Annotated in this window: 3 protein-coding genes; 2 read left to right on the top strand and 1 reads right to left on the bottom strand. The window is 60.2% G+C overall.

Annotated elements, in window-relative coordinates:
• Positions 1-597 (top strand): ribulose-phosphate 3-epimerase (gene rpe, locus NW820_RS05085; protein WP_414406862.1); only part of this gene is annotated, 597 nt, incomplete at its 5' end.
• 87 nt (positions 598-684) lie between these two features.
• Here rpe and NW820_RS05080 read toward each other — a convergent pair.
• Entirely contained in the window at positions 685-1,386 is a 702-nt protein-coding gene (locus NW820_RS05080) for a hypothetical protein (protein WP_414406861.1), read from the bottom strand.
• Positions 1,387-1,663: 277 nt separating this feature from the next.
• On the opposite strand from NW820_RS05080, the gene miaA reads away from it, so the two are divergent.
• Positions 1,664-2,469, top strand: an 806-nt coding sequence (miaA, locus tag NW820_RS05075) for a tRNA (adenosine(37)-N6)-dimethylallyltransferase MiaA (protein WP_414406860.1), incomplete at its 3' end; no start/stop codon positions are given.

Here is a 2,469-nt window from a genome sequence, read left to right as displayed (position 1 = left end):
GCCGACTGGATCCATGTGGATGTCATGGATGGCCGCTTTGTGCCCAATATCACCATCGGCCCGTTGGTGGTGGAAGCCCTGCGCCCGGTGACGGCCAAGCCCCTGGACGTCCACCTGATGATTGTAGAGCCGGAGAACTATGTGGCGGATTTTGCCAAGGCAGGGGCCGACATTATTTCCGTGCACGCAGAGTCCAGCTCCACCATTCACCTGCACCGCACCCTCAGCCAAATCAAGGATCTGGGCAAGCAAGCGGGCGTGGTGCTCAATCCGGCCAGCCCCCTGGAGCTGATCCAATACGTGCTGGATCTGGTGGATCTGGTGTTGATCATGAGTGTCAACCCCGGATTTGGCGGGCAAAGCTTCATTCCGGCAGTGGTGCCCAAAATTCGCCAGTTGCGGGCCATGTGCGATGAGCGGGGCCTGGATCCCTGGATCGAGGTGGATGGCGGCATCAAAGCCAGCAACGCTTGGCAGGTGATTGAAGCAGGAGCCAACGCCATTGTGGCCGGTTCGGCAGTGTTCAAGGCCAAAGACTATGCAGAAGCCATTCGCAGCATTCGCAACAGCCGCCGTCCCGAGCTGGTGACAGTTTAAGGTGACAGTTCATTTTGAAGGAAACTGCTCCCTTACTGAAATCCGGCTTGACCCCAGCGCTGCGCTGAGCCAACTCCTCACGTGCCTTTAGCGCATAGCCGCAGTCTCTTTCTGGGCAGCGTAAGGCCCCGTCCCGCTGTTGACGGCAGTTGTGCCCAGGCAATGGGGAGGCCCATCGACGGAGGGTGGGATGATCGGCTGGGGCAAAGTGGGGCTGAGAAAAGTCTGACAAAAAGGCACGCGGTTGCGCCGAATATCGGCAAGGTAGGGGGGAGGAATGGTGCCCAGATAGGCGCCCAGCACCTGCTGCTCGGGATCCTCTGGCAACACTTGGTAATACAACATCAGGCGATTATCGGGAAACCAGGCGCGGATCACCCTTTGCAGGGCTGTCAAGTTGAAGCCCGGCTCTTCGGGGTTGCGAATCAGGTGCATTCCCGCCAGGCGCCCGCCGACAAAATAGGCCTGCACATAAAACCCACGGGCATAGATGGGGGGCTCCAAGGAGTTCTGAGATGAAGGGGAATCGGGCAGGTAAAGGGCTTCACCCCCAGGACGCAGTTGCCAGCGGCTCCAGCGGGGATCCTCCCGGTCGCTGGAAATGGTCTCCCAATTGTTGGCGCGGGCGTAGCTCAAGAAGCGCTCCTCGACCATGCCCAGATAGAGCATTTCCATTTGCAAGGGCAGCCGAGCCCGGGTTTGCAGCAGGGGCAGAGTGCGCACTTCTCCCTGCTTGAGCACCAAGGTCTCCCCCCGCGCCGAGCAAGGGACACCTATGAGCATAGCCATCAGCAACCCTGTTCCAATTGCCCGTCCAATCTGGCTGAGGCCGCGCCTTGCGAACAGCTCTAGCCGGAGAGGTAAAAACTGCGCCACTGGCTGCGGCTGTGGCCCATTGCCCCTCAAAACCGTCGAAGCAGGAATGTAGGATGAGATCAGCACAGCAAAAAAGCAGGGTAGTAAGTAACCGATCCTAACCCAAAGAGACAAGGTTCTTCGAGAATCTTAATCTGGTCTCTGAGGAAAGTTGCTTGCCAGTCTGCCCTGCCGATGGTTTGGGTAGCGAATGCGCATTACCCTCGAGAATGGCATTCCCGCTGCAGCAGCTTCTGACCGGACAGAATGGCCGGGATTGATCGTCATTGCCGGCCCCACGGCCACCGGGAAATCTCGACAGGCGCTGCTTTTGGCCCAACGGCTGGGATCCCCGTTGTTGAATGCGGACTCTCGCCAGGTCTACCGCGAGTTCGACATCGGCACAGCCAAGCCTACCCCCGCCGAGCAGGCCCTTTGGCCCCACGAGTTGATCGACATTGTTGATCCCTGCCACACCTACACGGTGGCCGAGTTTCAGCAGGCGGCCCAAGCCCGCATCGCCGAGGCCCATCGGCAGGGACAGACTCCCATCTTGGTGGGGGGCACCGGTCTCTACATCCAGTCGGTAACCTCCGGCCTAGGGATCCCTGCTGTACCCCCGCAGCCCCAACTGAGAAGACAACTGGAAACTTGGCCCCCTGAGATCCGCTACGCCTGGCTGCAGCAGTTGGATCCCGTTGCCGCCCAGCACATTCATCCCCATGACGCAGTGCGCACGCTGCGTGCTTTGGAGATCGTTTACACCACCGGGAAGCCGGCTTCCAGCCTACGGCAGGCCCATCCCCCCCATTACCCCATCTTGATCTTGGGTCTGAGCTGCCCAATGCCCCGTTTGGAACAACGCATTGCCCGGCGCACGGCGGAGATGATGGAGCGGGGGTGGATCGAGGAGGTGAAAACCCTGCGGGAGCGCTACGGGCCAGACTTACCCCTCTTGCAGACCTTGGGCTATGCGGAGATCGGCGCTTACCTGGAGGGGCGGATCCCGGAAGCCGA

The sequence above is a fragment of the Synechococcus sp. R55.7 genome (assembly GCF_047461955.1).
Classification (GTDB): Bacteria; Cyanobacteriota; Cyanobacteriia; order Thermostichales; family Thermostichaceae; genus Thermostichus.
The sequence above is the reverse complement of the archived record's forward strand: the minus strand, read 5'-3'. Positions and strand labels throughout refer to the sequence as shown.

Coding starts and splice junctions, on each gene's coding strand:
- NW820_RS05080 (WP_414406861.1), bottom strand. CDS start 1,386: ATGGCTATGCTCATAGGTGTCCCTTGCTCGGCGCGGGGGGAGACCTTG.